General features: G+C 69.9%; 21 protein-coding genes. 8 read left to right on the top strand and 13 right to left on the bottom strand.

Features of this window, described 5'->3' with window-relative positions:
• Positions 1-18: 18 nt before the first annotated feature.
• Positions 19-420 carry an SRPBCC family protein gene (locus ACXJKM_RS15195; protein WP_457353394.1) on the bottom strand — a complete coding sequence of 134 codons (402 nt, stop codon included), beginning with the start codon at positions 418-420 and terminating at the stop codon, positions 19-21.
• A gap of 116 nt (positions 421-536) precedes the next feature.
• On the opposite strand from ACXJKM_RS15195, the gene ACXJKM_RS15190 reads away from it, so the two are divergent.
• Genes ACXJKM_RS15190 through ACXJKM_RS15180 form a run of 3 tightly spaced genes read left to right on the top strand, consistent with a single transcriptional unit; the run spans position 537 to position 3,306 of the window.
• Entirely contained in the window at positions 537-2,768 is a 2,232-nt protein-coding gene (locus ACXJKM_RS15190; protein ID WP_457353392.1) for a helicase-related protein, read from the top strand.
• 17 nt (positions 2,769-2,785) lie between these two features.
• Positions 2,786-3,007 carry a hypothetical protein gene (locus ACXJKM_RS15185; RefSeq protein WP_056191100.1) on the top strand — a complete coding sequence of 74 codons (222 nt, stop codon included), beginning with the start codon at positions 2,786-2,788 and terminating at the stop codon, positions 3,005-3,007.
• On the top strand, positions 3,004-3,306 hold the full coding sequence (locus tag ACXJKM_RS15180) for a type II toxin-antitoxin system RelE/ParE family toxin (RefSeq protein WP_056191098.1): 303 nt from the start codon (positions 3,004-3,006) through the stop codon (positions 3,304-3,306). Before ACXJKM_RS15185 ends, ACXJKM_RS15180 begins: the two co-directional genes overlap by 4 nt.
• 38 nt (positions 3,307-3,344) lie before the next feature.
• On the opposite strand, the gene ACXJKM_RS15175 is transcribed toward ACXJKM_RS15180, so the two are convergent.
• Together ACXJKM_RS15175 and ACXJKM_RS15170 are read right to left on the bottom strand one after the other, a co-directional pair.
• Complete coding sequence (locus tag ACXJKM_RS15175) at positions 3,345-4,361, bottom strand: NAD-dependent epimerase/dehydratase family protein (protein ID WP_457353390.1); 1,017 nt, start codon at positions 4,359-4,361, stop codon at positions 3,345-3,347.
• 5 nt (positions 4,362-4,366) lie between these two features.
• Positions 4,367-5,749 carry a ribonuclease E inhibitor RraB gene (locus ACXJKM_RS15170; protein ID WP_457353388.1) on the bottom strand — a complete coding sequence of 461 codons (1,383 nt, stop codon included), beginning with the start codon at positions 5,747-5,749 and terminating at the stop codon, positions 4,367-4,369.
• A 154-nt stretch (positions 5,750-5,903) separates the two neighbouring features.
• Between ACXJKM_RS15170 and ACXJKM_RS15165 the strand changes: the two genes are divergently transcribed.
• Complete coding sequence (locus tag ACXJKM_RS15165; protein ID WP_056191091.1) at positions 5,904-7,319, top strand: peptide MFS transporter; 1,416 nt, start codon at positions 5,904-5,906, stop codon at positions 7,317-7,319.
• Positions 7,320-7,325: 6 nt separating this feature from the next.
• On the opposite strand, the gene ACXJKM_RS15160 is transcribed toward ACXJKM_RS15165, so the two are convergent.
• On the bottom strand, positions 7,326-7,904 hold the full coding sequence (locus tag ACXJKM_RS15160) for a hypothetical protein (protein WP_457353386.1): 579 nt from the start codon (positions 7,902-7,904) through the stop codon (positions 7,326-7,328).
• A gap of 88 nt (positions 7,905-7,992) precedes the next feature.
• On the opposite strand from ACXJKM_RS15160, the gene ACXJKM_RS15155 reads away from it, so the two are divergent.
• The 3 genes from ACXJKM_RS15155 to ACXJKM_RS15145 all read left to right on the top strand — a co-directional run bounded on the left by ACXJKM_RS15155 (position 7,993) and on the right by ACXJKM_RS15145 (position 9,977).
• Positions 7,993-8,451 carry a hypothetical protein gene (locus ACXJKM_RS15155; RefSeq protein WP_457353384.1) on the top strand — a complete coding sequence of 153 codons (459 nt, stop codon included), beginning with the start codon at positions 7,993-7,995 and terminating at the stop codon, positions 8,449-8,451.
• 32 nt (positions 8,452-8,483) lie between these two features.
• Complete coding sequence (locus tag ACXJKM_RS15150; protein WP_056191087.1) at positions 8,484-9,149, top strand: glutathione S-transferase family protein; 666 nt, start codon at positions 8,484-8,486, stop codon at positions 9,147-9,149.
• A 147-nt stretch (positions 9,150-9,296) separates the two neighbouring features.
• On the top strand, positions 9,297-9,977 hold the full coding sequence (locus ACXJKM_RS15145; RefSeq protein ID WP_457353382.1) for a class I SAM-dependent methyltransferase: 681 nt from the start codon (positions 9,297-9,299) through the stop codon (positions 9,975-9,977).
• A 10-nt stretch (positions 9,978-9,987) separates the two neighbouring features.
• Here ACXJKM_RS15145 and ACXJKM_RS15140 read toward each other — a convergent pair whose 3' ends face one another.
• From ACXJKM_RS15140 to ACXJKM_RS15125, 4 genes are all read right to left on the bottom strand, one after another.
• Complete coding sequence (locus ACXJKM_RS15140) at positions 9,988-10,965, bottom strand: hypothetical protein (RefSeq protein ID WP_457353380.1); 978 nt, start codon at positions 10,963-10,965, stop codon at positions 9,988-9,990.
• The gene (locus tag ACXJKM_RS15135) at positions 10,962-11,486 is read right to left on the bottom strand and encodes a (2Fe-2S)-binding protein (protein WP_457319791.1); all 525 of its coding nucleotides are present in this window, start codon (positions 11,484-11,486) and stop codon (positions 10,962-10,964) included. Before ACXJKM_RS15135 ends, ACXJKM_RS15140 begins: the two co-directional genes overlap by 4 nt.
• A 595-nt stretch (positions 11,487-12,081) precedes the next feature.
• Positions 12,082-14,904, bottom strand: coding sequence for a xanthine dehydrogenase family protein molybdopterin-binding subunit (locus ACXJKM_RS15130; protein ID WP_457353378.1), 2,823 nt, complete (start codon positions 14,902-14,904; stop codon positions 12,082-12,084).
• 82 nt (positions 14,905-14,986) lie between these two features.
• The gene (locus ACXJKM_RS15125) at positions 14,987-16,288 is read right to left on the bottom strand and encodes a M20/M25/M40 family metallo-hydrolase (RefSeq protein ID WP_457353376.1); all 1,302 of its coding nucleotides are present in this window, start codon (positions 16,286-16,288) and stop codon (positions 14,987-14,989) included.
• 23 nt (positions 16,289-16,311) lie between these two features.
• Here ACXJKM_RS15125 and ACXJKM_RS15120 point away from each other — a divergent pair, with 23 nt between their 5' ends.
• Positions 16,312-17,136: an alpha/beta hydrolase gene (locus ACXJKM_RS15120; protein ID WP_457353374.1), complete on the top strand. Its 825-nt coding sequence runs from the start codon at positions 16,312-16,314 to the stop codon at positions 17,134-17,136.
• Here ACXJKM_RS15120 and ACXJKM_RS15115 read toward each other — a convergent pair.
• The 5 genes from ACXJKM_RS15115 to ACXJKM_RS15095 form a co-directional block, all read right to left on the bottom strand.
• The gene (locus ACXJKM_RS15115) at positions 17,123-20,215 is read right to left on the bottom strand and encodes a ligand-binding sensor domain-containing diguanylate cyclase (RefSeq protein WP_457353372.1); all 3,093 of its coding nucleotides are present in this window, start codon (positions 20,213-20,215) and stop codon (positions 17,123-17,125) included. The two genes, ACXJKM_RS15120 and ACXJKM_RS15115, sit on opposite strands and share 14 nt — an antisense overlap.
• Positions 20,216-20,340: 125 nt before the next feature.
• A complete protein-coding gene (locus ACXJKM_RS15110) occupies positions 20,341-21,174 on the bottom strand; it encodes a CPBP family intramembrane glutamic endopeptidase (protein ID WP_457353370.1) in 834 nt (277 codons plus the stop codon).
• Between the two features lie 16 nt (positions 21,175-21,190).
• A complete protein-coding gene (locus tag ACXJKM_RS15105) occupies positions 21,191-21,874 on the bottom strand; it encodes an ABC transporter ATP-binding protein (protein ID WP_457353368.1) in 684 nt (227 codons plus the stop codon).
• Positions 21,875-21,877: 3 nt separating this feature from the next.
• Positions 21,878-23,137 carry an efflux RND transporter periplasmic adaptor subunit gene (locus ACXJKM_RS15100; protein ID WP_457353366.1) on the bottom strand — a complete coding sequence of 420 codons (1,260 nt, stop codon included), beginning with the start codon at positions 23,135-23,137 and terminating at the stop codon, positions 21,878-21,880.
• Positions 23,138-23,144: 7 nt separating this feature from the next.
• Positions 23,145-25,622 (bottom strand): FtsX-like permease family protein, encoded by a 2,478-nt coding sequence (locus tag ACXJKM_RS15095; protein ID WP_457353364.1) that lies wholly within the window; start codon positions 25,620-25,622, stop codon positions 23,145-23,147.
• Positions 25,623-25,760 lie beyond the last annotated feature (138 nt).

Below are 25,760 nucleotides of genomic sequence, written 5' to 3'. Positions count from 1 at the left end.
TCTGCGCCGCCTGTCGGCCTACTTCTCCATCAACACCTTCAACGCCCGCAAATCCTTGCGCACATGCGCCGCATCCCGCTCAAAGTCCTCGTCGCTCGCCCCGGCCATCCTCAGCACCACGAACGTCAGCACACAGCCCTCATCCACAGGCGTGACGCGGAACGCGTTGTGCGTGGTCACGCCATCCGGCGTCGTCACGTCATGGTCCAGCACGCCGAAGTCATTGCGCGGCGCCATCCTGATCTGGATGCGGCCCATGGGTGAGTCGGTCACCACCCAGTGGTCGCCTTCCTGCTCGATGTCGGCCGACGCCAGGCCCGAGGCCCAGCGATGCAGGTTCTCGCGCCGGCTGGCGAACTCGTAGACCTCGTGCGCCGGTGCGGCGACGGTTTCGCTGACGACCTTGATTTCGCGTGGCATGCAGGCCTCCAAAGCAGTTGCAGAGCTTGTCACGAAGGAATGGGCACCGGCAAACCGCGCGCCCGTCGGCCCTCGTGGCGAGGACGCAGTCAGCTCGCCTGTGTTCCACTTCCGCCGTGAATTCCGAAGTCTCCTCGCCCAAGCCGGCCAAGCCGCCCGCACCCGCTTTTCCCCTCCCGCAACCCAGCCACGCCGCCCGCTTCCCCGCGGGCCTCGCGCCTGAGGACTGGGCCCGCATCCGCCAGGCCGCGCACGCGCTGCCCCAGGTGCTGGTGCCCGCCGATTTCGACGATGGCAGCGACGAGTCGCTGGATCGCCTGGGTTGCATCCAGATCTCCCGGGCCGCTGGCGGTGGCCGGCCGAGCCGCTGGATCCTGCCGGCCCATATCCCGGTCGCCCTGGCCCAGCTCGAAGCCACGCCGCAGACCAACACGCTGCGCCCACAGCTGCAGCAGCGCCTGCACCAGCTCGAAAGCCTGGGGCTGCGCCGCGAAGGCCTGGTGTTCACGCGGCTGTGCGTGCACCCGATCACGCTCGCGCACGAGGGTTGGCGCATCGACCTGTCGCACCGCGTGCCGGTGCCCGAGGAGCCCGTCTGGGCCTTTTTCCGTGATGGCGACACGGCCGCGCTGCGCCACAACCTGGGCCAGGCGCCCGAGTACTCCTACACGGCCGAGCTGATCCTGCACCTGAACCACCTCATCGCCCGCAGCGAGGCCATGGGCCATGCCAGCCAGCTCGCGTCGTTGTTGCCGCGGCTGCAGGCCGAGTGCGGCGTGCCCATGCCCTACGAGGACCTGAAGGCCGCACTGAACCGCGCCCAGGACCGCTGGGAGCAGACGGTCGAGGAGCAGGACACGCTGGCCAGCCTCGGCCGCGAACTGGCCTTCCAGGGCTACCCGGACAGCTTCGACGCGGCGCGCAAGCTGGGCCGCAAGGTCACGCTCTACCTGGGCCCGCCGAACAGCGGCAAGACCTATGCCGCCTTCGAGCGGCTGGCGCAGGCACTGGACGGCGCCTACCTGGCACCGCTGCGCCTGCTGGCGTTGGAGGGCCGCGACCGGCTGGTGGGCCGCGGCGTGCCCTGCTCGCTGCTGACCGGCGAAGAGAACGTGCCTGCCAACGACGCCCGCGTCGTGAGCAGCACCATCGAGATGGTCAACACGCGCGACACCATCGACGTGGCCGTCATCGACGAAGCGCAGATGATCTTCGACGACTCGCGCGGCTGGGCCTGGACGCAGGCCATCGTCGGCGTGCCGGCGCGCGAGCTCATCATCATTGCCTCGGCCTATGCCGCGCCGGCCATCGAGCGGCTGCTGCAGCTGTGCGGCGAGAAGCCCGAGCGCCGCGTCTTCGAGCGCAAGCAGCATGTGCAGCTGATGCCGGCACCGGTGCCGATGACGCATCTGCACGCGGGCGACGCGGTGGTGGCCTTCAGCCGCCGCGACGTGCTGATGCTGCGCGACCAGATCGCGCAGAACGGCCACGTTGTCAGCGTCATCTACGGTGCGCTGCCACCCGAGGTGCGCCGCCGCGAGGCCGAGCGCTTTGCCGTCGGCGCCAGCCAGGTGCTGGTCGCGACCGACGCCATCGGCATGGGCTTGAACCTGCCCATCCGCCGCGTGCTGTTCTCGACGCTGGAGAAGTACGACGGCGTCGGCGACCGCGCGCTGACGGTCAGCGAGGTGCACCAGATCGCCGGCCGCGCCGGCCGCTACGGCATGCATGACGAAGGCTTCGTCAGCGTGCTGAAGGAGGCCGAGGCCGACGCGATGAAGACGCTGCGCGAGCTGCTGCCCAAGGAGCCGCGCGCGCCGCGTGACTTCAAATGCCCGGTGGCGCCCAACTGGCGCCATGTGCAGACGATCTCGGCGCGCCTGGGCGTGAACAGCCTGCACCAGGTGCTGACCGTCTTCATGCAGCAGCTGCGCCTGGACGACGCCCACTTCGAAGTGGCCGAGCTGGAGCAGATGCTGGGCCTGGCCGAGATGCTGGACCGCAACGCGGGCGCGTTGTCGCTGCAGGAGCGCTTCCGCTACGCGCAGGCGCCGGTGGACGACCGCCTGCCGCAGGTCGTCGAGCAGTTCCAGGCCTGGGCCGCCAGCCACGCGCGCACCGGCAAGGCCGGCACGCCCTGGTTCCTGGATGACGTCGACGAGCACAGCCGCCTGGACCGCATGGAACAGGCGCTGCGCCAGTGCACGCTGTGGCTGTGGCTGGACCTGCGCTTCCCCGAGGTGTTCGGGCACGTGGAGGCGGTCATCGACCTGCGCGGCCGGCTCAACGACGGCATCGAGAGGCACCTGAAAGGGAAGAAGCCGTTGTGGCAGAGACGGGGAAGGTGAGGCGTACCATTGCAGCCATGCAGCTCACCACTGGCACCGTCGTTGGCGGCAAGATCGTCGTCGAAGGAGATCCGCTGCCCGAGGGCACGGTCGTCACAATCCTGACACGCGATAGGAACGAGACCTTCCTTGTGTCTCCTGAACTCGAAGCCGAGCTGCAAGCATCGCTCGGCGAGTTGGAGCGCGACGAAACGATGCCGGCCGACGTGCTGCTGCAACGACTTCGCATGGCATCGTGAGTGGCCGCGTCGCCGTGGTGGTGACCCGCAGGGCCGCCACCCAGTTGGAGCGGGCAGCATCGTGGTGGCGCGAGAACCGGCCGGCTGCGCCTGACGCCGTGGCGAACGATTTCGAGGACGCACTGCGTCTGCTGGCCTTTCAACCCGAATTGGGTGCGCGCTCTGCGTCGCCACACTACCCGGACCTGCGACGGCTCTTCCTCGCCCGCATCCGCTATCACGTCTACTACCAGGCGCTGCCGGACAAGGTGGTGATCCTCGCGTTCTGGCACGCCAGCAGGCAGTCGCCGTCTCTCTGAGTTCGCTGGCAGGTCAGCCAAATCGGCTCAACGCCGCGTCACATGCACAGTGCGATCAGATCGCGAGCGGTCGCCACGATCGCCTCCCGCGGCGGCCGTGGCACCCAGCCCAGCCGCTCCCGCGCATGGCTTGAATCCTGATGCCGCGCCGTGCCCAGCTCGCTCGCCGCCGCCCGCACCGCCGGGCTGACCTTGGCCAGCAGGCGCACCGCCCAGTCCGGCATCTGCAGTGTCGGCACGCGCTGGGCCTGCTCGCCCAGTTCGGCACGCAGGATGGCCGCAATCTCGCGCAGCCACAGGAAGCCGCCGCAGGCGATGAAGCGCTCGTCGGCCATGCCCGGCGCGGTCAGCGCGCGCCAGTGCAGCTCGGCCACGTCACGCACGTCGACGATGCCGAAGCCGATGTTGGGCAGGGCCGGCACCTTGCCCTGCAGCAGGCTCTTGACGATGACGACGCTGGCCGAGTAGTCGGCACTCGCCACCGGGCCGAGCACGACTGACGGATTGACCGTGCAGAACTCCAGCCCGCCGCCCTCGCGCGCCACCCAGTCGCGCGCCGCCCGCTCGGCGATGGTCTTGGACTGGATGTAGGGCGGGATGCCGGGCGTCTCCAGCCGCGTCCAGTCGTCCTCGGTGAAATGGTGCTCGCCCGGGCCATGCCCATAGGAGATGGCCGCGACGGATGAGGTCATGACGACGCGCTGCACGCCGGCATCGCGCGCGGCCTTCAGCGCGCGCAGGGCGCCGTCGCGGGCGGGCACGATCAGCTCGTTGGCGTCGCGCGGCACGCCCACCGGCAGCGGCGACGCGAGGTGGGCCATGTGGCTGCAACCAGCGGCCGCCTCGGCCCAACCGGCGTCGGCCATCAGGTCGGCGGCAAAGCAGCGCAACTGGTCACTCGCGCCAACGCCGAGCAGCTGGCGCAACGCCGGCTCGCGCCTGAGGTCGCGCACGGTGGTGTGCACCTGCCAACCGTTGGCCAACAGCTGGCGGATCAGCACGCCGGCGATGTAGCCGCTGCCGCCGGTGACGAGGACGCGGGGAGGGGTGTTCATACGCTTCACTCCACGAACACGCGCGCGTGCCCCTCGTGCGCCGCGGGCGAGCGCCAGTAGGGCGATTCAAAGGTGACGTGGATGGATGGGCACTCGTCCTTCGGCCGCAGGAACACGCTGCGAACCTGCCTGCCCTGGGCCTGCAGTGCGCGGCGCAGCTCATCCTCGCTGGGCAGCTGGAATCCTGGCTGGGTGTACAGCAGCAGCTCCGCTGCCGAAGGATGCCGGGCGAGCGATGCGAAGTCGACCTGGCCCATGTGCAGCAACACGCCGGCGTTCTGCAGCTCCGGCCAGTGACTCAAGGTCTCGTAGCTGGCCAGCGTCCCGCCGCGGCTGCAGACAAAGACCCAGCGCAGCCGGTTCACCCCCGCGATGGGCTCGAAGCTCTGCACCTTGGGGGTCTTGTAGATCTCCAGCATTTCGATGCCCGGGGTCTGAGCCAGCTCGCTGATGTCCGTGAGGCTCAGGCAATGCGCCAGGCGCAGTTCACGCAGCGCCGAGAACCGCGCCAGGCCTTCCAGCGAGGTCAGCGGCGCGCCGGCAAGGATGAGCGATTCCAGGCCGCTCCAGCCGTCGAGTGCATTCAAGGACTTGAGCTTGCGGGGCCGCCTCAGCTCCACGCGGCGCAGGCTGGGGTTGTTCAGCCCTCGGGGATCGAGCTTCTCCGCATCCAGGCAGCGAAAGCCGCGCAGCCTGGGCAGCTTGCGGTAGTCGCCATGAGCTTGCGGCGCCTTGTGCAGGTAGATCTGCTCCAGCGCCGGCAGCAGATCGATGCTCTCCAGGCTCAGCTCTTCAGACGGGCTCCTGAGGCCGCGGATCTTGTGGGCGTAGGGTTGCAGCGCCCCCAGCGAACCCACGCCGGCACCAGGGCTGACCCAGTAGACGTCGTTCTCCGCCAGTGCGGCCTCCGAGGCGGCGCTCCAGCGGTAGATGTCCAGATCCAGCGTGCCATCAGGGCGCCCTTGCAGCCAGTGGTCATCGCTCTTCTCGAGAAAGTCCGGCGTCTCGCCGAACCATCCCTCGAACTCGCAGTCATGCTGCGGGCCGAGCTGGCACATCTCCTTCGTCCATGCGAGCAAGGCGTCTTCCGTCATCAGCACAGGCGGGGTGTGGCCGGTGACCACCCACGACGCCACCACCAGCGAAGCGGCGGTCCAGTCCACGAAAGCGCCCGTCTTGCGCGCCTGCGGCTCATAGCCGCGCGCCTTCAGCACCGCCGCCAGCGCGTCGGCCTTGGCCTGCGTGTTGGTGTGGAAGAAGAACTTCAGCGGCTTTTCGTCGGTCGGCTGGACTCGCCAGGCCCGCAGCGAGGCCAGTTGCTGGGGCGTTTTCCAAGCCGCCCGAGCCACGCTGCGCTCGAAACGCTCCTCGGTGACAAAGCTTTCCATGCCGACGCCTCTCCCTGGATGAATGCGCCCCATCGTAAGCAACGAAAACGACGGGCCGCCCCCATGACGCCCGTCATGCCCGGGCCATTCCCATTGCCAGACGGTCACCCGGCATGGACAGTCTCGGCTTTCCGCAAGTTTCCGGGACACCCCCTTGACCTCCGCCACCCTGACCGCGGCCGCCGACGCCACAAGCGACGCACGCGCCCGCCATGACCGATCCTTCCTGGGCCACCCCGCCGGCCTGGGCTGGCTGTCCTTCTGCGAGCTGTGGGAGCGTTTCAGCTACTACGGCATGCAGGCGCTGCTGGTGCTCTATCTGAGCAACTACCTCTTCCTGCCGGCCCACATCGGCCATGTGGCCGGCATGGATGCGCTGCGCTCGGCAATAGAGAACGTCACCGGTCCGCGCTCGCCGCAGCAGCTGGCGTCTGCCGTGTTCGGCCTCTATGTGGGCCTGGTCTACCTGCTGCCCATCTTCGGCGGGCTGATCGCCGACCGGCTGCTGGGCCGCACCAAGACCGTCGTCATCGGCGCGCTGCTGATGGCCACTGGCCACTTCCTGATGGCCATCGAGGCCGCGCTGCTGCCGGCCCTGGGCTGCCTGCTGCTGGGCGTGGGCTGCTTCAAGGGCAATATCGCGGCCCAGGTGGGCGACCTCTATGCGCCGGGCGACAAGCGCCGCGCCAGCGCCTTCCAGATCTTCATGCTGGCGATTCAGATCGCCGTCATCGCCGCCCCCATCGTCTGTGGCACCCTCGGCGAGAAGGTGGGCTGGCACTGGGGGTTCGGCTCGGCCGGCGTGGGCATGTTGATCGGTCTGTTCGTCTATCTGGCGGGCCGTCGCTGGCTGCCGCCCGAACCGCAGCGCAGCGCAGCCAAAGCCGAGGTGCGTCCGCCGTTGGGCCGCCGTGGCGTCGTGCAGGTCGCCCTGCTCGTCGGCATCCTGCCGCTGCTGATGCTGTCCATCGTCGGCAATCAGCAGTTCAACAACGCCTACCCACTGTGGTCGCAGCAGCACATGGACATGATGGTCGGCAGTTTCCAGGTGCCAGTGACCTGGCTGCAGGCCGTGGACGCCACGGTGAGCTTCATCACGATGCTGGGTTCGATCGCCTTCTGGCGCTGGTGGGCCACGCGGCGACGCGAACCCGACGAGGTCACCAAGATGGCGCTGGGCTCCTTTGTCGCGGCTGGCGCGCCGCTGCTGCTGCTGATCCCGGCTTTCGCCATCGAAGCCGGCGGCGGCAAGATCAGCATCCTGTGGACCTTCGCCTACACCCTGGTCAACGACATCGGCTTCGCCAACATCATGCCAGTGGGCCTGGCCTTGTATTCACGCGCCGCGCCGCGCGGCCTGCAGGGGGTCATGATCGGCATCTACTACCTGCACCTGTTCTTCGGCAACACCTTCGTCGGCTGGCTGGCCGGGCTGCTTGAGACCATGCCGGGCTCACAGTTCTGGGGCCTGCATGCGGTACTGGTGGCCGCGGCCGGGGTGGGGCTGCTCATCGTCAAGCTGGTGTTTGGCCGCTTGCTGGCGCCGGACGAGGCGCCGGCCCAGGCCTGACCGGGCTCATGCCCGCGCGTGCTGGGCCGTGCCAACGCCCAGCGAGCGTGTCAGGGCCGCCATCAACGCCTTGTACTTGTCGCGCACCTCACGCTTGTCCACGGCGTTCTCGGGCTCCGAGAAGCAGGCATTCCAGGCCTCGCTCCAGGCATAGCCGCTGTCGGTGCGGCGGTCGCCATCGGGACTGCGCACCAGCGCGCGCAGCTTGGCATCGTGGCCCGCGCTCGTGTAGGTCTCGAACAGGACGTGGATGTAGTCCTGGTAGGCCTCGTAGACCTCGGCTTCGAACACATGCCGGTAGATGTTGAGCGTCTTGTCCAGGTCGCGCTTGGCATGGATGGCATCAGCCGGCGAGATGGTCTTCCAGTAGCCCACCCAGGTGAAGAAGCACAGCAGCTGGTTCAGCTTAGGCGCGATGTCGTCGTAGATGGCCAGCCGCTTCTCGATGAGCTTCTGGTTGGTCCAGTTGCTGACGTCCAGGCGCTTGAGCTGGCGACTGAACAGCCAGCCCAGCAGGGCCACCGACAGCGGCGTCAACACGCCGACGATGAGCTTGGCGATTTCCAGTGTCGGCCATTGAGCCATGCGACCCTCCTTCGGCACGGCGTGCCGCGCCGCAGAGTAGCCGGCCGCGGCCTTGCGGTGCAATCCCGTCTGCCTAAACTGGGTGGCCATGAACGACGCCCTTGACCGCCTGGCCCGTGAGCTTGCGCTGGACGCACCGGCGCAGCAGGCGCTGCGGCTGCGCTTTGGCCTGGCCTGCGTACAGCGTGTGCGGCATCTGCTGGAGGACGCAGCGGTGGTCGCCTGCCTCGATGTACTGGCCCGTTTGGTGGCTGCAGGTGCGACGCGGGAAGACCTGGACGCGGCGGCTGCCGAAGCTGCGCAGCTGGCCAACCACCACCCTGGTTCGCGGTCATTGGACGGCGTAGGCCACGCGGCCGTGTCGGCTTCCTATGCCGTCGCCAACGCTCTCGCCGGCCGGGCTTTGCAAGCCGCCGAGTACGCCGCCTATGCCACGGTCTATGGCGAGGGCGGCTATGGCGCCGTGCAGCAGCGCGAGTCCTTCCAGCCCGAGTTCGACTGGCAGCTGGAGGAGCTGCGCCGCCTTGCCGCTGAAGTGCCGGTGTAGCGTCGGTAGGGTGCCTGCCTACACTGCGGCACATGATCACCGTCCACCACCTCAACAACTCCCGTTCGCAGCGCGTGCTGTGGCTGCTCGAAGAACTGGGCCTGCCCTACGAGATCAAGCACTACCAGCGCGATGCCAAGACCGGCTTGGCGCCGCCCGAGCTGCGCCAGGTGCACCCGCTGGGCAAGAGCCCCGTCATCACCGACGGCGGGCTGACGGTCGCCGAGAGCGGCGCCATCCTGGAGTACCTGGTGGACCGCTACGGCCAGGGTCGGCTCAAGCCCACGGGCGAGCAGGACCTGCTGCACTACCGCTACTTCATGCACTTCGCCGAGGGCTCGGCGATGCCGCCGCTGGTCATGAAGCTCGTCTTCAACAAGGTCAAGCGCGCGCCCATGCCCTTTTTCGTCAAGCCCATCGCCAAGGGCATTGCCGACAAGGTGCTGAACAGCTTTGTGCAGCCCAATATCGACGCGCAGCTGAAGTTCCTGGAGGGCGAGCTGGCGTCGCGGCCCTGGTTTGCCGGCGCCGAGTTCAGCGCGGCCGACGTGCAGATGAGCTTTCCTGTCGAAGCCGCGGCAGCACGGGGCACGATGGACAGCTACCCCAAGCTGAAGGACTTCCTGGCCCGCATCCACGCGCGGCCGGCCTACAAGAAGGCCCTGGAACGCGGCGGGCCTTACAGCCTGATGAGCTGACCCTACACTGGCTCAACGGCCGCGCGCTCCGCGCGGCCGCTACCGTCTTGCCCCGCCGGCCTGTCGCCCGGCCGCTGTGAACGAACAGCGGCGCTGACCTCCCCGTGTCGCATTGCGCTCTGACACGCAGGTCACCTTGGGGCTCTCATGCCCGGCTATGAAATCAAAGTCCAGGCGCTCGCCATCGATGGCGCGGCGGATCTGCAGATCCGCTCGCTGCTGGACAACGACCAGTTCGCCGACCCGGCGGGTGCGGCCGAGGCCCTGGGCATCTCGCCCGCGCAATGGCCGTTGTTCGGCCAGGTCTGGCCCTCCGGGCTGCATCTGGCCGCCGCGATGGCGATCCGGCCCCTGCTAGAGGGCGAACGCATCCTGGAGATCGGCTGCGGTCTGGCCCTGGCCAGCCTGGTGTGCCACCGCCGCGGCGCCGAGGTCACGGCCAGCGACATCCACCCGCTGGCCGGCGCCTTCCTGCTCGAGAACCTGCGCCTGAACGAGCTCACGCCCATGCGCTACTGCCATGGCGACTGGAGCGAGGACGCGGTTGCGGCGGAAGGCGGCGCACCCCGCGTGCAGGGCCGCTTCGACCTCATCATCGGCAGCGATGTGCTCTACGAGCGCGACGACGGCGGCGCACTGGCGGCCTTCGTCGAGAAGCACGCGCTGCCGCAGTGCGAGCTGTTGATCGTCGACCCGAACCGGGGCAACCGCGCGGCGTTTGGCAAGCGGATGGCGGGGCTGGGGTTTGAGTTCAGTGAGGTGCTGTTAGGGGCGGAAGCGGGGAGGCCGGACTACCGCGGGCGGTTGATGCGGTTTGTGCGCGGCTGACGCGGCTGCCTCAACGCTTGGGCAGCGCTCCCTTCGGCCCGTACTCCACCACCCTGCACCCCGCCCCCTGTGGGTTCTCGCAACAAGCCGCCAATTTCTTCAGGCTCTCGCTGAACTGCTCGTTCCACTGCGCCTGGCTGTGCAGGTTGCCCGGGCTCATCCAGTGTGATTGCGGGAACTTCTTGGACCACTCGTCGCCACCCTCCTGAGGCGCATTGCCGGTGGACTGCTTCATCGCCACCTGGCAGGAGTTCATGTTGCCCATGCGATGGCAGGCCGTGCAGGTGTTGCCGCGCGTGGTGATGCCGAACGCATTCAACTTCGCCCAGGCGCGCTTGAAGTCCTCGCCAATGGCCTTGGGTTGGTAAAAGCCAAAGGGATCGCCGGGCAACATGGTCGTCTGGGCGATGTAGGGGCTGTACATGAAGGGGCCGCTGTCGTGGCAGCCGATGCAGGCGGGCTGCTTGAAGGCCACCTCGTAGGGTGACAGCCAGATCTTGTCGGCCGGCACCGCAGGCCGCTTCAGGGTGCTGGGCGACGGCACGGCGCGGCCATCAATGCCCGCGCCCTCAGTCAGTGGCGCCTTGGCCTTGGCGGTGAACCAGCAGGTCTTGCCGTCCTTGAGGCTGTGCGAGATGACGTTGATCTCGTCGAACAGCGGGCTGCCGACGGGCCGCGCGACTTGCTTGCGGCAGACGGCACTGATCTGCGCGGTCTTGTCGTCGCGCAGCACCAGGGCGCGGCTGCCGGGCACGCACTGGCCCTGGCTGCCGACATCGTGCTGGGGCAGCAGCGACGGCCTGTCGCAGCGCGGTGGCGCGGGTTGCGATGGCACGGGCCTGCCGTCGACGGTGATGGGGATCTCCTCGCCCGCCATGCAGTTGAAAGCAGGGATCTCGCTGATCTGCTCGGCGCATTGGCGGCCGTATTCGTACAAGGTCTCGGCCTGGGCGGCACCGGCCAGCAGCAGTAGCAACAGGGCTCTCATGCGACCACCAGTCCTTTCTCCGCCAGCACGACGGTGCGTATGGCCTGGTGGTAGCGGGCGTAGCCGGTGCAGCGGCAGATGTGCTGGCCGACGGCGTCTTCAATCGCCGCGTCCAGTTGCTCGCGGCGGATGGGCTGCGCGCGCAGCCGCCCGAGCAGCATCTCCGTCGCCATGACAAAGCCCGGCGTGCAGTAGCCGCACTGGAAGGCGAAGTGGTCGAGGAAGGCTTGCTGCACAGCGCTGGGTTTTTCCATGCTGCCGGTGCCCTCCACCGTCGTGATGCTCTGGCCTTGCAGCAGGGCCACCGGCGTCGAGCAGGCCAGCATGGGCTGGGCCTGGCTCGATGGCGCACGCCGCGCGGCTACGGTGCAGGCCTTGCAGACGCCGATGCCACAGCACAGGCGCGTGCCGGACAAGCCGAGCTCTTCGCGCAGGAAGTCGACAAGGGGCAGGTCGGTGGGCACCTCGGTCTTGATGGGGCGGCCGTTGACGTGGAATTGGACGGGGACGAGGTCGGTCATTGGGAGGCCTCTCGTTGGTGTTGGTTGATGGCGAGGCCCAGCCGGGAGTTCGCCCCGGCGGGCGACCTACTTTCTTGTGTCGACAAGAAAGTAGGCAAAGAAACGACCCCCGATCCGCCCGCCCTTCGCTGCGCTTCGGGTCCCCTGCGGTACTCAGGCCTTGAGGCCCCGCGCAAAACTCCCTTCGCTACGCTGCGGTCAAACAGTTGCGCGGAGTCAGTTCTTGAAGCGTGCTGCGCACGCGGCCTCAAGGCCCTCCGTTCCTCGGCAGGCTCAGAGGGGGCAATAGAAATGCCTCGTTGCGAACGGCCTCCGGGTTTGGCTGTTGGCTGTTCAGGAGCCTCCCCTTCTAAACCGCCGAGAAGCCCAGGAGCCCGGGGCGCGAGCGCAGCTCGCATCAACTTCTGACTTCGCGCCCCTTTGTTTGAACGGAGCGTAGCGAAGTGAGTTGGGCGCGGCCCCGGGCTTCGAGCATCGCAGGGGACCCCGACAGGGGCGGTTTCGCAGGGGAGAGCTTTTTGCCTACTTTTTGGCGGCGCAAAAAGTAGGTCGCCCGCGGGGGCGAAATCCCCGCTGGGCCTTGCCACAAAGCCGCTCATGACAAAGCCCTCTCAATGTCAGCGCCAGTAATCGGCAACGACCGAAACCGCTTCCCTGTCGCATGGGCGATCGCATTCCCGATCGCCGGCGCAATGGGGCAGAGCACCGCCTCCGCAATGCCCTTGGCCGTCGTCTCGGTGGTTGGCAGCGGCGTGATGCTCATGCGCGCGAGCGGCACGTCGGCGCTCAATGCCACGTGATAGCGGTCCAGGTTCCAGCGCCCGTCGCCCGCGCCGCCCGCCTCCAGCGGCAGGTCTTCCAGCAACGCATAGCCAATGCCCATCGCGATGCCGCCCTGGGCCTGGCCCAAGAGCAGGTCGGGTTGCAGCACCTTGCCGGCATCCACCAGCAGCTGCACGTCGACGACGCGTGGTGCAAAACTTTTGGGCCCGATCTCGACGGCCACCAGCACGCCCGACGGCGCATACAGGCTGCGACCGTAAAGCGCGGCCTCGGGCTTGGGCGGGATGACGTTCTGGCGCAGCACCGGCGTCCAGCTCGCCTGGCCCGCGGCGCGCAGCGACAAGCCGTCGATGGGCAGCTGCAGCGGCGGCCCGGCCGGCACGGCGTAGGTGCCGACCACCCAGGACCCTTCGTAGAGCCCATGCACCATGGCAGCCGAGGTCAGGCCCATTTGGTGGACTTTGGTGGCCAGCGCACGCAGCGCCAAGGGCGCCAGGCCGGGCGCGGTGAGATGACCCTTGTCCCACTTCGTCTTGCCCTGGACCTGCACCAGCGGCACGCCCCAGAGCGCCGCCGCGGCGGGCAGCAGCCCGGCCTGGAAGAGCACCTGGCTGGCCTGCTCCGTCACATGCACCTGGTGGAAGGCCGTCAGGCAGGCGCTGCTGGACATCGCGAAGCCCGCCGTCCAGTTCGGCTTGCTCCAGTCACCGCCGGCATAGGTGCTGACGTCCAGCGCATTGAAGCTGCCGACGTCGCCCATGACGATGTCATGCGCGTTGTGGCCCAGCCAGGCGGCCGTGCTGATCGCCAGCGTCGTCGCCGAGCCATTGCCCATGTCGACGCAGTTGGTGCGCACGGTCAGGCGCCCGATGCCGTCCATGGCCACCTCGGCCATGACGCCATCCTTGCCCGTGCCATAGGCCTGGTTGGCCAGCGCAAAGCCGACGCCGTAGCGGATGCCCTCGCGCGCCTTGCGGGCCTTCACCGCTTCGCGGTCGCGCCACAGCGCGTGCTCGCGCGAGCGGCGGCAGATCTCGCGCAGCGTCGTTGCCTGGTTCAACGGCGCGCCGGTGATGGTGCGGTCGCCTTCACGCAGCGCGTTGAGCTCGCGCAGCGCGATCGGGTCGCGCTTGAGCGCCACGGCCACCTCGTCGACCAGCGTCTCCACCGCGAAGCTGGCCTGCGGCCCGCCGAAGCCGCGCATGGAGCCGGCGACGACGCCCGTGCTGGGCTGGGCGATGGCATCGACATAGGCTTGGCGGATGTCGTAGCCGCTGAGGCCGCAATAAGCCGCCAGCATGGCGACGAACTGGCTGTAGTTGTTTTGCCCGCCCGACGGCAGCACCTGCTGGCTGCCGAAGGCGAGGAACTTGCCGGTCTTCGCGTCCACCGCGATGCGCTGGGTGATGTGGCTGGCCAGCTGCTTGAGGCCGCCCTGGAACTGCTCGTAGCGGTCCTGGGCGATGCGCACCGGCCCGTCGGCCAGGGCCGCCGTGACGGCCAGCAGCGGCGGGAAGGTGGACACGTCGCGCCCACCAAAGCCGCCGCCGGGATAGCAGGAGTTCAGCACCACGGTCGCGACCTTGACGGGGCAGTCCTTGCTGAACAGCGCCAGGCTGTCGCCCGAGTCGCCGTTGGTGGCCTGGGTGCCGAGCACGAGGTTGAGCGTGCCGGTGCCGGAGCGGTCCAGCCAGGCCAGGCCCGCCTCGGGCTCCATGAACATCGGGTCCAGCACCTGGGTGCTGTAGCTGCCGCCGAGCTGCAGCACGGCGGGGTTGGGCGACTGCAGCGCGGCGTCGATGCGGCCGCGCAGCCGGCGGGCGGTGCTGTTGTAGGGCTGGGTCTTGGAGTCGGGCTGGTAGGGGTCGGACGCACAGCCCACCTGCACCTGCGAGAACGGCTCGATGCCCGCCGCCTCATAACGCGTCAGGTAGTTGACCGGGCTGTAGGCCATCACCCAGGGCTGGGCGGGAGCCGCAGCCAAGCCGGCGGTCTGCACGACGCCGGGCTGGAACTGCAATGCACGTTTGGCGCGGCGGTAGGTGTTGCCATCAGCAAAGATCAGGATGGCCACGGGTTGGCCGTAGAACTGCGGCGCCGTACCGACCGGCACCAGCAGCTGGTAGACGCCATCGGCACCCGCGCTGGAGAAGGGCAGTTGAAGGTTCAGGGAGGCCAGGTCGCGCTGCGGCCCGGTGTAGCCGGGAAGAGGCGTTTGCGTGATGATCAGGAGCGGCCGCGCATCGGCGGCGTCGAGGCGGGACAGGTCCAGGCCCGCGAAGGCGAGGCCGGGATCGGTCGCGCGCAGGATCATCGCCATTCGCTCGGTCTGCGGCCAGCCGGGCATGTCGACGGCGCGGAAGTCGCGGGCGTAGATCTTCTGACCCGTCACCTTGGCCAGGCCGTCGATGCGAAAGCGCGCCTTGCCGGGGCCGCCGGACCAGTCGGGCGCACCCGGTGGCGCATGCGGTTGGACGGGCGTGCCTTCCGGCTGCGGCAGGGCGCCGGGGTTCTTCAGGGCTGGTGGCTTGAAGGCCAGGGCCAGCTCATGCACCAGCAGCGTCACTGCGGCTGCGCCGCTGCCAATGACGCGGCGCCGCGTCAGTTGGAATGGCCCGTTTGTGTTCTGCGACACGCTTGTCTCCCTTCCATGCGATGGGGGGAGTTTGGCGCCGCCAGCCGCCCTGTCTGGCGGGGGTTTTGCCTGAGTCGATGCCCTATCGAGTCAGTCGATAGATCAGCAAGGCCGCACGGATGGCACCACGCTCGATGGAGGCGATCTCCAGCCACTCGTCAGGCGTGTGCGCACCGCCACCCGCCGCGCCGAGGCCATCCAGGCTGTCGACCAGCGGCGCGACGAACTGCACATCGCCCGCGCCGCGCAGGCCGGGCGGGAAGGGCACGATGGCATTCAGGCCGGCGTCAGCGCTGGCTTGGGAATAGGCCTCCAGCACCTTCAGATTGCCCGGCGTGGGCGCCATCGGCGGGTAGCTCTCGTGGAAGCTGATCTTCGAGCGCGTGCCGGGCAGGGCCTGGTCGACGATGGCCTGCATGCGCTCGCGCGCCTTCGCACCCTGCTCGGCGGTCAGGTAGCGCAGGTCGCCGCGCACCTGGGCGTCGCGCGGGATGACATTGGTCTTGCCGAAGGCCTGGCCCTGGCTCTCGCCGTCATCCCATTTGGCGCTGGTGCCGGCCACGATCGTCGCGGCATTGAAGGTCAGGTCGGGCTCGATGAGCTGCTCGCGGAAGGCGTTCAGCACACGCGCCGCCTCGTAGACGGCGCCGTAGCCATCCTTGCCGAACACGCCTGCCGAATGGCCGGTGCGTGCCGTGACGTTGAGATGCCAGCCGCCCGAGGCACGCCGGCCGATGGTCGCGGCGTCGCAGCCCTGTTCGTCCTTGGTCGCGCCCTCGAAGGCCAGGGCCACGTCGCTCTGTTTGGCCGCATCGATCAAGGCGGCCCGCGCCACCTCGGCGGGGCTGCCGACACGCTCCTCGTCGCCGGTGAAGACGGCCCGCACGGTGCGGCCATCCAGCGCGCCGGCGTCGTTCAGCGCCCGCAGCGCGAGCAGGATGATGACGTCGCCGCCCTTCATGTCGGACACGCCCTGGCCGCGCACCTTGCTGCCGTCGCTCTGCCAGGGCGGCACCGGGCTGTCCTTCTCGAAGACGGTGTCCAGGTGGCCGATCAGCAGCACGCGCTTGCCCTTGTCGCCAGCGCGCTCGGCCACCAGATGGCCAGCGCGCTTCATCTCGGCCGGCATGTCGACCCAGTGCGCCTTGAAGCCGATGGCCTCGAAGGCCTTGGCGTAGACGGCGCCCACTTCGCGCACGCCGGTCGGGTTCAGCGTGCCGCTGTTGATGAGGACGCTGTGCTCCAGCAGCTTCAGCGCGTCGGGTGTGTGGCGCTTCACGTTGGCGACGATCTGCTGCTCCTGGGCGTCGAGCCCGGCGGCCACCGCCGAGGACGTGACGAGCAGCAGGGCGAGGGCGGTTCGGATAGCGTGCGGGGTCTTCATGCCTTGAGTGTCCAACACCCGCCATGCAACGCCGCCTGCTGCTGACCCTGCCCCTAATGTCCTGTCTGCCGGCACGGTCCGCCCCGTCGACGGCCCTGCCCAGCGTGCGGGTCCTGCCCGAGCCGCTGGCCATGCCGGGGCTCGCCCGCAGCCGCACGCTGCGGTTGTGCCTGCCGACCAGCTACGACAGCGCGCCCGAGCGTCGCTACCCGGTCATCTACATGCACGACGGCCAGAACCTGTTCGATGCGGCCACCGGCTTTGCCGGCGAATGGGGCGTGGACGAGACGATGGCAGCCTTGGGGAAGGAGACCGGCTTCGAGGCCCTCGTCGTCGGTATCGACAACGGCGCCGAAAAGCGCAACAGCGAGATGGCGCCCTACGACCACAAGGAACTCGGCAAGGCCGAGGGCCCGGCCTATCTCGACTTCATCGTCAACACGGTCAAGCCCTTCATCGACAACGGCTGGCGCACGCGGCCCCGAAGCGAGCACACGGCGCTGATCGGCAGCTCGCTCGGCGGCCTCATCAGCCATGCGGCCCTGCTCAGCCATGGCGAGGTGTTCGGCCGCTATGGCCTGTTCAGCCCGTCCTACTGGGCGGCGCCCCAGCTCTTCGAAGCGACCGCTGCGGCCCGGCTGCCAGCCGACACGCGCATCCACCTCTACTGTGGCGGCCGGGAAGGCGGCAGCATGGCGGGGCAGACGCGCCAGATGCACAAGCAGCTGGCGCGCCAAATGCCGCCCGAGCAGTTGAGCCTGCACATCGCCGCCGAGGCGGGCCACAACGAGGCGGCCTGGCGCGCCGAGCTGCCGGCGGCGCTGAAAACCCTGTTCAGGCTGGGCTGACGGCGTCGTCGACGGCGGTGCTGCGCGCGACCTGCAGCCGCTTTTCTCCGCGCCAGGCGGCCAGGCCGTCGGGCGCCTCGCGCGGCGACAGGCCATTGGCGCGGATGGCGCCCATATAGCCGTCGCGACCCTGGGCCTTGGTGGCGTACAGCGCCGAATCGGCCAGGGCCAGGCAGGCGCGCCAGTCCCACAGCCGCGGGTGGCGCGGGTCGAGCGGGAAGGCGCAAAAGCCGATGGACACCGTCACGTGCACGGTCTCGCCGGGGCCGATCTCGAAGGGCTGGTCGCGCACCGCGGCGCAGACGCGCGCGGCCAGCTCGGCGGCATCGCGCCGCTCGGTCTCGCGGGCCAGCACCAGGATTTCCTCGCCGCCCCAGCGCACCAGGGAGTCGGTCTCGCGAAAAACCTGGCGCAGCCGCTCGGCCACCTGCACCAGCACCGCGTCGCCGGCCGCGTGGCCATGCACGTCGTTGACGCGCTTGAAATGATCCAGGTCCAGCAGCATCAGCAGCAGGTCGGCATCCGGGCCGGGACCTTCGCCCGCTCCTTCAATTCCGGGGGTCTCGAAGCGGCGCAGGCACAGGCGCAGGTCGTCGTCCAGGCGCAGCTCGAGGTAGCGGCGGTTGCGCAGACCTGTCAGTGCATCGGTCAGGCTCAACTCGCGCAGCTCGGCCGTGCGCTCGTCCACCAGGGCCTTGAGTTCGACCTCACGGCGGCGCAGCAGCCGCGTGCGCCAGCGCATCCAGGCCCAGATGGCGAGCAGGGCCAGCAGCCCGCCGCCGATGCGGGCCGACGTGGTCTCCCACCAGGCCGGCTCCAGCGTGATGGGCAGTTGCAGCTGCTCGGTGCCCCACAGGCTGTGGTGGGCCGTGGCACGCACCTGCAGCGTGTAGTGGCCGGGCCGCAGCGGCCCGAAGCTGGGGTTGCGGCCGCTGGCGTCGACGCGCGTCCAGTCGCTGTCCAGGCCTTCCAGACGGTATTCGTAGCGCAGCCGAGACGGGTCGGCATAGTCCAGCGCCGCGAACTCGATGGACAGGCTGCGCTTGCCGGGCGGCAGTTTCAGGCCGTCCAGAAGATTGCGGGGCTGCTCCCAGGGCTGGCCGTTGACACGCAGGCCGCTGACGACCAGCGGCGGGCTGGTGCGCTGCGCGCGGTAGGCGTCAGGCAGCACGCGCAGCAGGCCTCGACTGCCGCCGAACAGCAGGCCGCCGCCGGGCAGCTCGGTGCTGGCAAAGAACCAGAAGCTGCCAAAGTTGGCGCCCTCGGCGCTGCCGAAGCTGTCCAGGCGGTCGGCCGCCGGGTCGTAGACATAGAGCTGGCTCCAGATACGGCCCTGCGCGTCCTCGTGCAGATTGCCGCCGAATACGCCCTCCACGCCATGGCGCTCGCTGATGCGCTCGAAGCGCGCGCGGCCCTCGCCGTCCCAGCCCTTGAGGCGATGCAGGCCGCTGACCGGCGTGTCCACCCACAGCCGCCCGTCGCGCCCCCACAGCAGGCTCATGACGATGGGGCTGGCCAGGGACTCGGCGGGTGCCTGTGGCACCACCTCCAGGCCGCCCTGGCCAGCGGTTCTCTCGCGGAACAGGCCCTGCTGGCCGCCCACCCAGAGGCGCCCGTCCGGCGCGGCGCTCAACACATAGACGCCACCGTGCAGCGGCCCGCTCAGCGGATGCACCCGCTCCAGCGCTGCGGCGCCATCGCCGGCGAGGCGGTACAGGCCCTCCTGCATGCCCAGCCAGATGCTGCCGTCGGCGCGCAGCAGCAGCTGTTGGGCACGGCCGCCGTCCAGCGCCCAGTCGCGCAACAGGCGGCCATCGGCGGCGCGGTGCTCCAGGCGGCCGGCCGCGGCCATCCACAGGCTGCCGTCGCCCGCCTCGGCCATGAGCTCGACGACGCTGCGCCGCTCGCGCGGCCATTCGCCCAGCGTCGCCAGGTCGCGGCCCGGGCGGCCGTCCAGGCGGGCGATGTGGCCGGTCTGCGTCGGTGCCAGCACCTCGCCGTTCTTCAGCGCCAGCACCGCGCGCACATCGGCCTCGGCCAGCGGGCTGTTCAGGTCGGCATCGGGGCCGCGCACGGCCAGGGCCGGGTGGGAGAGATGGCGCTGCACGCCCAGGCCATAGCCGCTGACCCACATCGCGCCGCTGCGGTCGCGCAGCAGGCCGCTGATGTCGTTGCCGGCCAGGCCCATCGCGCGGCGCGGGTCTTGGCGCAGCCTGGCCTCGATGGCGCCGCTAGCCGGGTTGACCCAGAACAGCCCGACCTTGCCGCCCACCCAGAGCCGCCCGTCCGGGCCTTCCGCCAGCGCGTTGATGGGCATGTCCAGCGTCTGCACCCAGCGCACCTGGCCCTGCTCGACGACGCCCAGATGCCCGTCTTGCGTGCCCAGCCAGATGCGCCCGCCGCGATCCTCGGCCAGGGCCGGCACGGGCATGCCCCGTTCCAGGCCGGGCAGGGCGAGGCTTTCCCAGGCACCGTTGACAAAGCGGGCCAGGCCGCGCCAGTGGCCGGCCCAGACGACCCCGTCGGCGCCCACCTGCAGGGCCAGCACCCGCTTCTCAACTTGGCCGCGCCAGCGCAGCTCGTGGGCCTCGAAGCGCTTGGCCGCCGGGTCGTAGCGGTACAGGCCCTGGCCCAGGGTGCCGACCCAGATGGCACCGTCCGGCGCCGCCGCCAGCGCGCGTATGGGCGGCTGCGGGCCCGCGCCGCCCTGGGCGCTGCCATGGCTTTCGACGCGGTCCTGTTCGGGGTCGTAGGCCACCAGGCCCTGGAACTCCGTGCCTATCCACATGCGCCCGTCGGCCGCTGGCGCCAGTGCCCGCACCCAGCCCAGGCTGCGCTTGGCCGTCGTGTCACCGGCCTGCTCGATGGGCCGCAGCCGGTAGCCGTCGTAGCGCGTCAGCCCCTTGCTCGTGGCGATCCACATGAACCCGGCCCGGTCCTGCGAGATCGCCGGCACCGAGTTCTGCGGCACTGTCACGCTGCGGAACTGCACCTCCAGCGGGCCCACGCCGGCGTCGGCGCGGGCCAGACCCGCCCCGAGCAGCATCAGGCCAAGCAGGCCTTGAATTAGGGGGTGCATGGGCCGGCATCCTAAAGGCGGCGATTGACGGCGCCGGCCTGCTGGGGTTAGCGCGGACGGGGGAGATGTGCGGTGCTGTCGGCGATCGGCGACTTGACATGCCACAGTCGCGCGTAATGCCGCGGCTATGTCCACGCCTGCACGGCAGGCGGCCGGCGGTTCAGCGACCGCAGCAGCGCAACGCAGGCCAGCAGCGTGACGCCCACATAGACGGCCTGTGCCACCTCCCACTGGCCCAGGCTCCAGGCCTGCGGACCGCGCACGTCCAGTACCGCGGCGGCGCCGTCGGGCGACATCACCAGGTCGCGCGCCCAGTTCCAGCCTGCATGCACGCCGATGGCGGCCGGCACGCTGCGCCAGCGGATGAAGACCAGACCGAACAGCAAGGATCCGGCCGTCGTGCTGACCAGCGCAACCTGCCAGCTCCAGCCGGACAGCACATGAAAGACAGCCGCGACGAGCGCCACGATGATTTGCGCCGGCCAATGGCCGAGGCTGCGCAGCAGGCCGTCCAGGGCGTAGCCGCGCCAGGCCAGTTCCTCGCAGGCATTGGTCAGGAGGTGAAAGAGCAGGGCGCCACCGATAGAAGCCGGCAGCAGCGCCGCCTTCATCCGCCATTCAACGGGCAGCCACAGCGCCATGACAAGTGTCGCCGCGGCGAAAAGCAGCAGGCCCGCCACCAGTCCCAGGCCCAGGTGGCTGAAGGCACGGGCCGACACCGTGAGGCCAAGGTCGGCCAGCGACCGGCCCTCGCGGCGCATCAGGGCACGCGCAAGCGCGGCCAGCAACAGCGCGGTCGCCAGGCCGTACAACATCGGCCTGTGCGGACCGACCGGAAACGGCAGGCCCTGGTAGACGACGACCACGAGCGGGAAGGCGCACAGCAGAAAAGCCATGCTGCGCAGTGCCAGCCAACGGCGGGCTTGGGTTGTCAGCGCGGTGTCGGCAACGTGCGGCATCGGCCGCACTCTAATATCAACCCACCGCACTCACCGCATCCACCACCACCCTGCCATCCAGCAGCCGCAGCGTTCGCGACGCCTGCGCCGCATGCTCCAGCGAGTGCGTGACCATGACCAGCGTCGTGCCCTCGGCGTTGAGCTCGCGCAGCAGCCGCATGACCTCCGCGCCATGGGCGCTGTCGAGGTTGCCGGTGGGCTCGTCCGCCAGCAGCAACGCGGGCCTGGCGGCAATGGCACGGGCGATCGCCACACGCTGCTGCTGGCCGCCGCTCAATTGGCTGGGCCGGTGGCCTGCGCGATGGGCGATACCCAGGCGCTCCATAACCTCTGCGATGCGCTCGCGACGAGCGCGCGCGGGCAGTTCGCCGTATTCCAGCGCCAACGCGATGTTCTCGGCCACGCTGAGGTCGTCGATGAGGTTGAAGCTCTGGAACACGAAGCCGATGCGGCCGCGGCGCAGCGTGTTGAGCTGCTTCTCGGTCCAACCGGCGACGTTCTGGCCGTCGAACCAGTATTCGCCGCCGCTCGGCGCGTCCAGCAGGCCGAGGATGCCCAGCAGCGTGGACTTGCCGCAGCCCGAAGGGCCGGTGATGGCGAGGTATTCACCGGCCTCGATGTCGAGATCGATGCGATCCAGCGCGGTGGTTTCGATGTCGCCGGTGTGGAAGGTCTTGGTGAGGTGGCGGAGTTTGAACATGGTTCAGTGAAGGTCCAGGGCGGAAGCACCGGTGAAGGCGCGGTAGGGGGAGACGACGACCTGCTCGCCGGGCCGCAGGCCGCCAAGCACTTCGACGACACCGTCGGCGCGCCGGCCCAGTTGCAGCGGGCGGCGCTGGGCATGACGGCCGTCCGAGTCGAGCACAAAGGCCCAGGCGCCGCCGGTGTCGGCATAGAAGCCGCCGTCGGGCAACAGCAGCGCGTCCTGCGCCTGGCCCAGCGTCAGGCGCACGTCCAGACCCTGGCCGACCTGCAGCGCGGGCGGCTCGGCGTCGAAGGCCAGCTCGACGGTGAAGCGGCCGTCCTTGACCTGCGGGTCGATGCGCGCGACGTGCAGCGCATGGCTGCGGCCTTCGTGGGCCAGCGCGCCGGCCAGGCCTTCGTGCACGCGGCCGAGGTGGAAATCGTCCAGCCGCAGGTCGAGCTTGAAGCGGCCCAGGCTGTCCAGTCGCGCGATGCGAGTGCCGCTGCGCACGCTCTCGCCGACCTGCAGCGCAAGGCCCGTCACGCGGCCGGCCACCGGCGCGCGCACGGCCAGGCCCTCGCTGGCGGCGCGCATGGCGGTGAGGCGCTGGTCCAGGTCGGTGACGGCGCGCTGCATGGCCTGCACGGACTGCTCGCGGGTGCGCAGCTCCTCGCGGCCGTCGGCCTGCAGTTGCGTGAGCAGGTGCTGGGCCATGGCCAGTTTGTCGGCCGAGTCCTCGAGCGCCGACGGCGACAGGAAGCCCTGCGCGGCCAGGCCGACGTTGCGCTGGTGCAGGCGGCGCACGCGCTCCAGCTCGAACTCGCCTTGCGTCAGCTCGCGGCGCTGCGCGGCTTTCGCCTGGGCCAGCCCGGCGCGGAAGGTGGCAAGGTTGGCCAGCTGCTGCGCCGCCTCGCTGGAGCGCGCCATCAGCTCCTGGGCGCGCTGGGTGCTGCTCAGCACGACGAGCAGCTGTCCGGCCGCGACGCTGGCGCCATCCTTCACCAGCACCTGCTCGACGCGGCCATCCTCGGTCGCGTCCAGCAGCACGGACTGCAGCGGCTGCGCGGTCGCGCGGCCCACGACGACATCGCGGAACGCACCGGTTTTCGCGGTGGCAATTTCCATATCGGCGCGCGCCACCGCCACTCCGCGCGGCCAGTAGCGCACCAGCAGCAAGGCCGCGGCAAGCGCAGCCAGGACCGCCAGCACGATCAGGCCGTAGCGCCTGGGCACCGCGACGCGGCGGTCCATGGCGGCGCCGGAGAGCGCGGCACTCATTGGCGCGTCAGCCACGCAGCGCCTGGAGTGGCCGCTGCGCCAGCGCCGCATGCAGGTGCCGCGCCACGGCCAGCGTCGTCACCACGGTCAGCAGCGCGACGGCGGCCAGCAGCGCCCACAGCGAGAACGGTCCCACCGGCGCACGCTCGACGAAGCCGCTCAGGTAGAGCTGCGACAGCCAGGCCGCCAGCGGCAGCGCCACGGCGCAGGCGGCGGCCAGCACGCCGACGAACTCGGCGGCCAGCAATCCCGCTACTGCACCGGGGCCGGCACCGTGCAGCTTGCGCAGCACGATCTCGCGCTCGCGGCGGCGCAGCGTGTAGGCGGCCAGGGCGTAGATGCCCACGGCGGCCAGCGCCAGGGCCAGCAAACCCGCGAAGCCGATGAGCCGGCCCAGGCGGGTGTCCTCTGCGACCTTCTGCAGCAGCATGTCGCGCATTGGCAGGGCCTCGATGAACGAGTCGGGAAAGCGTTCGTTGAGCAGTGCCGTGAGCTTGCGACGTGTGGCCTGCGGGTCACGGCTGTGCACGCCGATGGCGCCCGCGCCGCGCGTCGCTACGGCCGAGATGGCGTGCGGCTGCGGCGGGCTGCGCGGGCCTTCCAGGCGGATGTCTTCGATGACGGCGACGACGGTGGCGGGCTTGCCATCGTGGAAGTTGGGGGACACCCCCAGCGTCTGGCCAACCGCCGCCTCGGGGCTGGCAAAGCCGAGCGCGCGCACGGCGCTGCGGTCCAGCACGAGGCCGTTCTGCGCCACCTCCGCGACATGGTCGGCCGACAGCCGGCCGGCGATGACCCGCATGCCATAGACCTGCAGATAGCCAGGGGTGAAGCCGACGCCGGTGCGCAGGTTCATGGGCGGGGCGCCTGGGCGGTTGAACTCGGAGAACCAGCTCGAAAAATCCCGCCCCGGCACGTCGTCGGCGGCGGCCACGGTGACGACCTCGGGCCAGCGGCGGACTTCCTCGAGCACCGCCATCGTCTGCGCCGGCTGCGCTTCCCAGGGCAGGTCGACGGCGACGCGGTCCTGCAGCTCGAAACCACGCGGCATGCCGCCGGCATGCTCGGCCTGCCACAGCACGGTGAGCGCCAGCGACGCGAACAGCGCGGCGGCGCCGAACTGCAGCGCCGTCATGAGCCGGCGCAGCCAGCGGCTGGCCGCGCCCTCGCTGTGGCTGCGGCCGGCCAGCGACTCCGCCGGCCGCACCCGCAGCGCGATGGCCGCCAGGGGCAGCGAGCTCAGCCCCGCGATGGCCAGGCACAGCAGGCCCGTCAGCGCCACCATGACGGGCGACAGCACCGGCGCGTCGAAGGGATGCTGCAGCAGCACCGACGCCGTGGGCGAAGCCCACCAGGCCAGCAGCACTCCGAGCGCGCCGGCCAGGCCCGCGACAACGGCCGCCTCGGCAAAGAACTGCACGGCCAGCTGGCCGGCGCCCGCGCCCAGGGACTTGCGCAGGCCGATCTCGCGCTGTCGCCTGAGCGTGCGCACGCTCCACAGGTTGACGAAGTTGATGACCGCCAGGCCCAGCACGCCGGCCGATGCTGCGGCGAGGCCGGCCAGTTGCTGGCGCCGCTGTGGGCTGCCGGCGCCGTGCAGGCCGATATCGGCCACGGGCAGGGCGCGCAGATAGGCCGGCTTGCCGCCCCCCTTGAGGAAGTCCATCGGAAAGCCCGGTGGCAGGGGTTGGCGGTCGACCAGGCGCTGCGCCAGGTCGCTGAGCTGCTCGGCCGTCGCGCCCGGCTGCAGGCGTGCGAACAGCCGGCCGGAGTTCTGATACCAGTTGTTGGAGCGCGCCAGGTAGGCCTTGGCGGCCGGTGCCTGGAAGCCGGCGATGGCGTCGTAGATCAGCGGGCCGTTCATGTTGGGCGTGGGCAGCACCGCCTTGACGGTCAGCGCGAACTGCATGGCCGGCGTGTGCCCCTCGGGGTCGGGCGGCAAGGACAGGGTGAAGGTGCGGCCGAGGACCTGCGCGGTGCCGAAGAGCCGCTCCGCGGCGACTTCCGTCAGCGCAATGCCTTCGGGCGACGACGTCGCGGCCTTCAGGTCGCCGGCGACCGGCTGCAAGCCCAGCAGCGTCTGCAGGTCGGGATCGGCCATGGCGATGACCAGCCGCACGCCACGGGGCTGGCCCTGCGCCTCGCTGGCGCGCGCGTGCAAAAAGGTGTAGAGCACGCGGCTCATCGGCCCCACCGGTGCGCCGGTGTCGCGCAAGGCGGCGTGCAGCGGCACGGCCGGCACGTCGCCGAACCAGTCGGTCGTGATGCCGCCGGGGCCGCGCACCCGCCACTCGAAGGTGACCAGGCGATCCCGCTCGGGCAGGCGGGCATCGGGCCAGAGCGTGTCCTGCAGGAAGCTCGCGGTCAGCAGCGTCAGCGCGAGGCCCAGCGCCAGGCCGGCGATGACGAGGGCGGCCGGGCCGGGTTCGGCGCGCAGTTGCCGCCAGGCGCCGCGCCAGGCGGTGGAGGTGGGGAGCAGGGTCATGCCCGGGTTTTGCAAGAGGCGGGCCAGGCGCGTTCTCCCAGGCCAACGCGGCCTGAAGGCATGGCGACCGTCCGCAAGCGGACAGCTCGACTGTCCGCTTCCGAACACCACCTTCCCCGCAGCCCCGGCCCCGCTTAG

This window comes from Roseateles sp. P5_D6, from assembly GCF_054049415.1.
Note: the sequence above shows the minus strand (reverse complement) of the source record. Positions and strands in the feature narration are given on the sequence as shown.

Coding starts and splice junctions, on each gene's coding strand:
- ACXJKM_RS15195 (WP_457353394.1), bottom strand. CDS start 420: ATGCCACGCGAAATCAAGGTCGTCAGCGAAACCGTCGCCGCACCGGCG.
- ACXJKM_RS15185 (WP_056191100.1), top strand. CDS start 2,786: ATGCAGCTCACCACTGGCACCGTCGTTGGCGGCAAGATCGTCGTCGAA.
- ACXJKM_RS15175 (WP_457353390.1), bottom strand. CDS start 4,361: ATGAACACCCCTCCCCGCGTCCTCGTCACCGGCGGCAGCGGCTACATC.
- ACXJKM_RS15170 (WP_457353388.1), bottom strand. CDS start 5,749: ATGGAAAGCTTTGTCACCGAGGAGCGTTTCGAGCGCAGCGTGGCTCGG.
- ACXJKM_RS15160 (WP_457353386.1), bottom strand. CDS start 7,904: ATGGCTCAATGGCCGACACTGGAAATCGCCAAGCTCATCGTCGGCGTG.
- ACXJKM_RS15155 (WP_457353384.1), top strand. CDS start 7,993: ATGAACGACGCCCTTGACCGCCTGGCCCGTGAGCTTGCGCTGGACGCA.
- ACXJKM_RS15150 (WP_056191087.1), top strand. CDS start 8,484: ATGATCACCGTCCACCACCTCAACAACTCCCGTTCGCAGCGCGTGCTG.
- ACXJKM_RS15145 (WP_457353382.1), top strand. CDS start 9,297: ATGCCCGGCTATGAAATCAAAGTCCAGGCGCTCGCCATCGATGGCGCG.
- ACXJKM_RS15140 (WP_457353380.1), bottom strand. CDS start 10,965: ATGAGAGCCCTGTTGCTACTGCTGCTGGCCGGTGCCGCCCAGGCCGAG.
- ACXJKM_RS15135 (WP_457319791.1), bottom strand. CDS start 11,486: ATGACCGACCTCGTCCCCGTCCAATTCCACGTCAACGGCCGCCCCATC.
- ACXJKM_RS15125 (WP_457353376.1), bottom strand. CDS start 16,288: ATGAAGACCCCGCACGCTATCCGAACCGCCCTCGCCCTGCTGCTCGTC.
- ACXJKM_RS15120 (WP_457353374.1), top strand. CDS start 16,312: ATGCAACGCCGCCTGCTGCTGACCCTGCCCCTAATGTCCTGTCTGCCG.
- ACXJKM_RS15115 (WP_457353372.1), bottom strand. CDS start 20,215: ATGCACCCCCTAATTCAAGGCCTGCTTGGCCTGATGCTGCTCGGGGCG.
- ACXJKM_RS15110 (WP_457353370.1), bottom strand. CDS start 21,174: ATGCCGCACGTTGCCGACACCGCGCTGACAACCCAAGCCCGCCGTTGG.
- ACXJKM_RS15105 (WP_457353368.1), bottom strand. CDS start 21,874: ATGTTCAAACTCCGCCACCTCACCAAGACCTTCCACACCGGCGACATC.
- ACXJKM_RS15100 (WP_457353366.1), bottom strand. CDS start 23,137: ATGAGTGCCGCGCTCTCCGGCGCCGCCATGGACCGCCGCGTCGCGGTG.
- ACXJKM_RS15095 (WP_457353364.1), bottom strand. CDS start 25,622: ATGACCCTGCTCCCCACCTCCACCGCCTGGCGCGGCGCCTGGCGGCAA.